General features: G+C 69.1%; 9 protein-coding genes. 2 read left to right on the forward strand and 7 right to left on the reverse strand.

What is annotated here, in order from left to right; translation table 11 throughout:
• Positions 1–2: 2 nt before the first annotated feature.
• From BLR04_RS38370 to BLR04_RS38390, 6 genes are all read right to left on the reverse strand, one after another.
• Entirely contained in the window at positions 3–1,037 is a 1,035-nt protein-coding gene (locus BLR04_RS38370; protein WP_218129336.1) for an SDR family NAD(P)-dependent oxidoreductase, read from the reverse strand.
• A gap of 85 nt (positions 1,038–1,122) precedes the next feature.
• A complete protein-coding gene (locus BLR04_RS38375; protein ID WP_218129337.1) occupies positions 1,123–2,346 on the reverse strand; it encodes an MFS transporter in 1,224 nt (407 codons plus the stop codon).
• A gap of 117 nt (positions 2,347–2,463) precedes the next feature.
• Complete coding sequence (locus BLR04_RS38380; RefSeq protein ID WP_090774085.1) at positions 2,464–2,961, reverse strand: winged helix-turn-helix transcriptional regulator; 498 nt, start codon at positions 2,959–2,961, stop codon at positions 2,464–2,466.
• A 15-nt stretch (positions 2,962–2,976) separates the two neighbouring features.
• On the reverse strand, positions 2,977–3,567 hold the full coding sequence (locus BLR04_RS38385; RefSeq protein WP_090774086.1) for an SDR family oxidoreductase: 591 nt from the start codon (positions 3,565–3,567) through the stop codon (positions 2,977–2,979).
• Positions 3,568–3,721: 154 nt separating this feature from the next.
• Positions 3,722–4,021 (reverse strand): hypothetical protein, encoded by a 300-nt coding sequence (locus BLR04_RS40260; RefSeq protein ID WP_143022414.1) that lies wholly within the window; start codon positions 4,019–4,021, stop codon positions 3,722–3,724.
• Positions 4,014–4,346, reverse strand: coding sequence for a TetR/AcrR family transcriptional regulator (locus BLR04_RS38390; RefSeq protein ID WP_245740995.1), 333 nt, complete (start codon positions 4,344–4,346; stop codon positions 4,014–4,016). Before BLR04_RS38390 ends, BLR04_RS40260 begins: the two co-directional genes overlap by 8 nt.
• A 196-nt stretch (positions 4,347–4,542) precedes the next feature.
• Here BLR04_RS38390 and BLR04_RS38395 point away from each other — a divergent pair, with 196 nt between their 5' ends.
• Both BLR04_RS38395 and BLR04_RS38400 read left to right on the forward strand, forming a co-directional pair.
• Positions 4,543–5,751, forward strand: a complete 1,209-nt coding sequence (locus BLR04_RS38395; RefSeq protein ID WP_090774087.1) for a YbfB/YjiJ family MFS transporter — start codon at positions 4,543–4,545, stop codon at positions 5,749–5,751.
• On the forward strand, positions 5,748–6,422 hold the full coding sequence (locus BLR04_RS38400) for an alpha/beta fold hydrolase (protein ID WP_090774088.1): 675 nt from the start codon (positions 5,748–5,750) through the stop codon (positions 6,420–6,422). The genes BLR04_RS38395 and BLR04_RS38400 overlap by 4 nt, the downstream gene beginning before the upstream one ends.
• A gap of 146 nt (positions 6,423–6,568) precedes the next feature.
• On the opposite strand, the gene BLR04_RS38405 is transcribed toward BLR04_RS38400, so the two are convergent.
• The coding region (locus BLR04_RS38405) for an MmyB family transcriptional regulator (protein WP_483814937.1) at positions 6,569–6,948 on the reverse strand (380 nt) is incomplete at its 5' end.

Raw genomic sequence — 6,948 nt, forward strand, 5'->3', positions numbered from 1 at the left:
GGTCAGAGTGAGACCGAGGCGCCGGAGAGATCGGCGGCGTCGCGGATGGTCGTGGACGCGTACTCCCAGAGTCGGTCCGCGGCGACGGGATCGACGGCCCACTCTGCCACCATGTCCACCATCGCCTCGGGGCCGCCCGCCGCCATCAGATGGGGGCCGCCCTCGACGACCGGAGCCTCCTGGTTGTTCTCGAAGTAGCGTCCGGTCACGCCTTCGAGGAGCGGTGACGCAGCGAGCAGGACGCTGGTGGCAGCCCCCTCCTCAGGCGTCTTGTAGTGATCCGGAATGGTCGTGTTCCCGTCCGAGTCCGTCGCGCCGATTGCCTGCAGGGTGGCCGCATCCAGGTGACGCAGCAGGTTCGTCAGAATCTGCCCCGGAGAGCAGGCGTTGGCACGGATGCCGTCCTGCGCCCATCGGCGGCTGATCCCGACGGCGAGCAGCACGTCGGCGGTCTTCGACTGCGCATAGGCGATCATGGAGTCGTATGGCTTCCGCTCGAACTGCGGGTCCTCGAAGTCGACCCCCGCCAGCAGGTGCGCACCGGAACTGACCATGACCACGCGTGCCCCCTCCGCCGCCCGAAGGGCCGTTCGCAGGCCTGTCACCAGTGCGAAGTGGCCGAGGTAGTTGGTGGCGAGCTGCATCTCCCAGCCCTGTGCGTTGACCTGGCGCTCGGGCAGCATCATCACGCCCGCGTTGGCGACGACGGCGTCCACCGGGCCGTCCCAGGCCGCGCAGAACGCACGTACCGAGTCCAGGTCGGCGAGGTCGACCGTGGCGACGTCGATGTTCGGGGACTCCTCCACGAGCGGCTTGGCGATGGTGGGGTTACGGGTGGCGATCGTGACGCGTGCGCCTGCGTCGGCGAGGGCGCGGACCGTTGCGGTTCCCAGCCCCGACGCTCCTCCAGTGACGATCATGCGGCGCCCGGTCAAGTCGACCCCGGCGAGAACCTCCGCCGCAGTAGTACGCGCACCGAAGGGAGTAGAGATAAGCGTCATTGCGGTTTCCGTTTCATTTAGACGGTGATGCACCATGCATGGATGTGAAGGCTGAGCCCCGTCGGGTCCATTCGGTTCGCGGACGTAGTCCCCCTCCGTCAGCCCAGGCTGAGCCCTTGGCTCAGGCGCTGCGTCTCACGCGGGTCTGGGCGAAGAGGCTGATGAGCGCCAGCAGGACGGTCAGGGCCGTGTAGCAGACGACGGCAGGGATCTCGCCGAGCGGGCCGACGAGCTGGCCCTCGACGACGATGGGCACGCCGAAGGCGACGTAGGAGACCACGTAGATACCGGCCACGACGCCTGCCCGCTGGTGCGCCGCCGCGAGCGGAAAGATCAGGCGCAGAGCCGCGGAGAAGGACGCCCCGAAGCCGACCCCGGCGACGGCCTGTCCGATGATCATGACGGTCAGGCTTCCGGCGAACACCCCGCCGATGATGCCGACGGCCCCGGCGACGGACGCGTAGATGCCGACGGTCATCGCCCGCCGCGGTTCGATGCGGGCGAACGACAGTCCGACGACGGTCGAGACCGCGGGCGCGATGAACCCGGTCAAGCCGTTCAGCAGGCCGCTGTCCAGGTGGAAGACGCTGCGGACCATGTTCGGCGCCAGCCCTCCGGACAGGCCGGCGAGCATCCAGACCGCGGCGACCACGGGTGCGGCGGCGGCGAACTCCTTCCTGGCGGCGGGCGGAAGCGACACGCGCGGGACCATCGAGCGGAGCGCGCCGGGGGTGCGGGTCATGGTCTCGGGCGACAGGACGACGGCGACGGTCCCGAGAATGGTCAGGACGATGAGGACGGTGAAGGTGATGACGTTCGCCGTGGGCGTGAGCTGGATCGCGAGGCCGGCCAGCAAGGATCCGGCCCCGAGGCCGCCGGTCAGGCCGGCGCTGCCGAGGACCGTGCCCAGGCGCTTCTTTCCCGCAGGGGCGAGTTCCACGAGCACCGCGGTGAAGGCGGCCGTCGCGGCGCCGCTGGAGACGCCCTGCACGATGCGGCCGGCGATCACCCATCCGATGTCGGAGGCGACGAGGAACAGGACGTTCGACACGAGCTGGACGACCAGGGCTCCGACCAGGACCGGGCTCCGGCCGACGTGGTCGGAGAGCGAGCCCAGCGTGAGGGCGGCGGCCAGGAAGCCGATCGCGTACACGGCGAACGCCAGGGTGAGGAGCGACGGTGGGAAGTCCCACTGCTGTTTGTAGAGCACGAGCAGCGGCGTCAGCGCGCCTGCCGCGAGGTAGAGGCTGGTGAACGCGAGCGCCGCGCCCGTCAGGGCGAGTCCGGCGGGGAGAGTGCGCCGGCGGCGGGTCGCGTGCTTCCCGGTGATTACTTGAGATGACAAAACGGGTCCCTGAAGAGACCACGCGCGCATGGGTGCGGTGGTCTGCGAGAAAGTGGTGGCGGCCGGGGTGGACCGGGCCGGATGAACAGGCCTGGGTGGACCAGGGCCGTTGAACGGTCAGTCGCTCTGCGGGCCGGCCCAGTCGCCGTGCGCCACGATGGCGAGGTCTTCGAGGTCGACGTCCCTGCCGGACGCGGTGCGCGCGCCGATCACGACGGGCTCGCCGGTACCCTGTTCCACGAGACGCAGCGGTCCGCCGTCCTCGCCCTGCAGGTGCTTGTTGCCCCACTGCATGAGCGCGAACACGGCAGGGAACAGGTCCCTGCCCTTCTCCGTCAGCAGGTATTCGTAGCGGGTCCGCTTGCCCGGCTCCCGGTAGGGCTGCTTGGTGAACAGACCGATGTCGGTCAGGTCCTTGAGGCGCGCCGCGACGATGGCGTCGCCGATCTTCGTCCGCCGGACGAAGTCGTCGAACCGGGTCGTGCCGTAGAAGGCCTCGCGCAGGACCAGCATCGAGGAGCGCGTGCCGATGGCCTCCATCGACCTGCCGATCGAGCAGTTGTCCAGCCGCCACGTACTCCGATCGGCCAGAACACCTTCGAACGAGAGCGGCATGACGTCCCCTGATTCCTACGCGGGCTGGTCGGTGATGACGACGACGCCTGACGGCGCGTCGAGCAGTTCCACAGTACGGTCAGCGGCGCGGTCGATCCGAACGCGAGGCTCGGCGGGGATCTGCTGTTCGTTGTAGGTGCCGGGCCCGTAGAACTGCCCGTAGCTGAGCACGACGCCGCCCTCGGCGAGAACGGAACGTTCCAGCTCGACGACGGCGTCGGCGTCGGGGCCGTCCGGCAGCTGCCAGGCGACCGTCTGGGCGAGGATCTTGGGCGATCCGCTCTGCCGGGCCGCGTCGATCAGGTTCTGGTTGCCTTCGGTACGGATGCGCGCGTTCAGCTCCGCGTGCTCACCGATCTTGTCCACCTCGTCGGGCAGGTCGGTCAGCTCGTTCAGGATGACGTCCGGGGCGAAGTCGCGAACCGCCTGGATCAACGCGTCGCGGTCGAAGACGTCGCACAGGATCGGCTCGGCGCCGAGCCGGGTCAGCAGGTCGGTCTTGCCGGGCGAGCGGGTCATGCCGCCGACCACGTGCCCTTTTTCGACGAGGCGCGGAATCAGCTGCTGCCCGATCACGCCGGACGCACCGGCCAGAAATATCCTCACGTGCCTCTCCTAGCTTCACGATTTAGTAGTCAGCTTAGGCAGCTGACTACTATTAAGTCAAGTCAGGCGTTGTAGCTCCTGTGAGCGTCCAGCACCGCACCCGTGATGTAAGACGCCCTTCGCGGGTTCTCGCTGAACATGTCGCGCTGAAACTTCAGGACGGAGACCGCCAATTTGGCGTCGGGGTCGTCGTCGGCCAGGTCGATCCCGGACAACAGTCCGGATTCGACGCGCTGGTGCAGGCCGCGGCGACTGAGCGGAACAGGCGGGCAGCGTCGCCGATGGCGGCCTCGTGCAGCAGTGAGCTCGCGCGGTCGAGGGAGCGTTGCCGGCTGGAGATGGCGGGGTCTTCGTAGACCGGGGCGCCTGCCCTCGGCAGGGCGGTGAGGGCGGGCCGCTGGCGGGCGTCGGTCTGCTTGTCGGTGGAGTGCCGCAGACAGACCAGATCAGTCACGCCCGGCATCCGCATGTCGGTTCGTCATGCCACTGTCGCGGGGCTTCGAAGATCGCGGCCGGTCGGTCGGCGGGGGCGTCTCCAGTCGTTGCGACGGCCTCGGCGAGCCAGTCGGAAAATAGCTGGCTACCTGCCTCCGGCATGGCCGCGACGAGCCGTCCTTGGTGCCGAAGTGCCGATAGAGCGGTTCCTTGGACACCCCGATGCGCTCGCACAACTCGGTGACGCCGATGCCGTCGAGTCGGCGCTGGTACAGCAGCGGGGTGGCCGCCTGGAGGATGGCGGCGCGGGTGCGCGCCAGGTCGAGCGTCGTTCCCTTGGTCACTGGCGCGCACAGATGGTACCGATCGGTTCGATCTGCTGCTAGGGTCACAGAACTTACCGAGCGGTTCGATCTCATGGAGCGGCGTCACCATGATCATTATTTGTCGGCGCGATCGTCTTACCGGGGCCGCCCCGCGCGGGGCTGCCGATCGTCGAGTCCTGATGGCCCGTCCGGTGCAGGGACGGTGAGACCGCCGGTGAGGCAGGCGGTATGGCTGGCCGCGGGTACCGCCTCGGCTCTGGGCCTTGCCCGCTTCGCCTATGGTCTGCTCCTGCCGGCCATGCGCGATGATCTGGGCTGGAGTCTGACCCAGGCCGGGGTGATGAGCGCTGCCAACGGGCTCGGCTATCTGGTCGGCGCGCTCGTGACCGCCGCCCTGGTCCGGCGGGTGGGCAGCGCGGCCGCTTTCCGCTGGAGCATGGTGCTGACCTCGGTGGCGCTTGCGGTCACCGCGGTCAGCAGCCACTATCCGGCGCTGCTGGCCGCCAGGGCCGCGGCGGGCGTGACGGGGGCGGTGGTGTTCATCACCGGCGGTGTGATCGCATCGCGGATCGCCACTCGCGCCTCCTCCGGTGCCCCCCTCGTCGTCTACTTCGCCGGCACCGGGCTGGGCATCGTCCTCAGTGGCGCGACCGTTCCGGCACTGGGCACCCATTGGCGCATCGCCTGGGTCGGCATGGGGCTCGCCGCCGGCCTGGCGACCCTGGTGAGCTGGACGGCCGCGAGCCCGGATGGGGAGGAGTCGTCCGCCACCGCAGGACGAGCGCGACTGCGCCCTCTGCGGCGTGTGCTCCTGGCCTACCTGTTGTTCGCAACCGGATACATCACCTACATCACTTTTCTGTCCGCCTACCTCGCTGAGCGCCACGCCCCCCTCACACAGGTGACACTCATCTGGACGGCCTTGGGGACGGCGGTGGTGGCGGCACCGGCACTGTGGAGCCGTCCCATCACCCACTGGCGCGGCGGCACCGCGCTCGCCTCGCTGTTGGTCCTGCTCGCCGGCGGAGCGGCACTCGCCCTGGTATCCCCGGCCCTGCCCCTCGTTCTCGCGTCCGCGATCGTCTATGGCGCGACGTTCATGAGCGTGCCCGCCGCCGTCACCGCGCTGGTCAAGGCCGGAACCCCACCCGCCGACTGGACGGCCACACTGGCGGCCTTCACCACCGTGTTCGCGGTGGGCCAGACCGCCGGTCCGTGGATCGCCGGCATCCTGGCCGATCACACCTCGACCGACGCCACTCTGGCCTGGACCGCGATCCTGTGCGCCGCCGCAGCCGTGATCGCCGCCACTGCAGGCCGCCATCGACCGCCCGCGTCGCCGGCCACCAACGCACCGAACCGGCATCTGAGACCACCCGCACGCCGGCCTTCGCCGGCCACCAGACAAGGAGAACGACAGTGACCACCTTCGTGCTGATTCCCGGCATGTGCCACGGCGGCTGGTGCTTCCACGAGCTCACTGAACAGTTGCGCCGCCACGGGCACCGCGCGTACCCCCTGACCTTGACCGGACTGTCCGAGCGCAGCCATCTCCTGCACAGTGGCGTGAACCTGGACACCCACATCCAGGACGTGACCGGTGTGCTGGCGGCCGAGCAACTGCAGGACGTGGTCCTGGTCGGCCACAGCTACGGCGGAATGGTGATCACCGGAGTCGCCGACCGCATGCCAGAACGCGTCAGATCGCTGATCTACCTGGACGCCGTCGTACCAGGCGACGGCGAATCCATGTGGAACCTGGTCTCCGACAACGAACGGCAGTGGTACCTGGAGGTCACCGAGACCGGCGACGCGGTCCGCCCGATGCCCTTCTTCGACCCGCGAGCCACCCCCCACCCCCTCGCCTCCCTCCTGCAGCCACTACGCGTCACCAACAGCCCCACCCGCAGCCGCCGCGACGTCTACGTGTATGCGGCAGGATGGCCGACCCCATCACCGTTCACCACCACCTACCAGCGACTACGCCAGGACCCCGCATGGACCACCCACGCACTCGACAGCGGGCACAACCTCATGCGCGACGCCCCGCAGGACCTGCTCAAAATCCTGCTCGAAACCGGCGAACCCAGCTGACCTACCTGCGTTTCCGTTGCGGGCCTGTGAGAGCACAAGGGCGTCTCGTCGCGCCGTGTCCCACTGCCGACCCCTCCGCGGAGGTGGCCGCTTGAAAGGTTCCCCACGACGCGAAGCGATGGACAGGGACCGACGCGCGGGGCGGATCAGTTGGACGTGCCGGCCGGTGGGTCGACGACGGTGGTGAGCTGGAGTTTCGTCTCGTCCTCGCTGCCCGGCACGGCGGTCATAATGACGATCTTGAGCTCGGTGTCGCCGTCGGTCAGGACATCGCAGTCCACCGTGACCGGGCCCACCGACGGGTGGTCGACCGTCTTGCGGACCTCCCGGTTCGCGGTCACCTCTCCCTTCGCCCACAACTCGGCGAACCTCTCGTTGCCTGCGCTCAGGTCGCGGACCAGCGCGGCCAGGCGACTGTCCCGGGGGAAGCGGCCGGTGGCGCGGCGCAAGTCGGAGACGAGGGCGGCGTCGGTGGTGTCGGGGTCCGTCTCGGTGACTGGCCACAGCGCGAGCGGGGTGTGATCGG

The organism is Nonomuraea maritima, assembly GCF_900100395.1.
GTDB classification, from domain to species: Bacteria; Actinomycetota; Actinomycetes; order Streptosporangiales; family Streptosporangiaceae; genus Nonomuraea; species Nonomuraea maritima.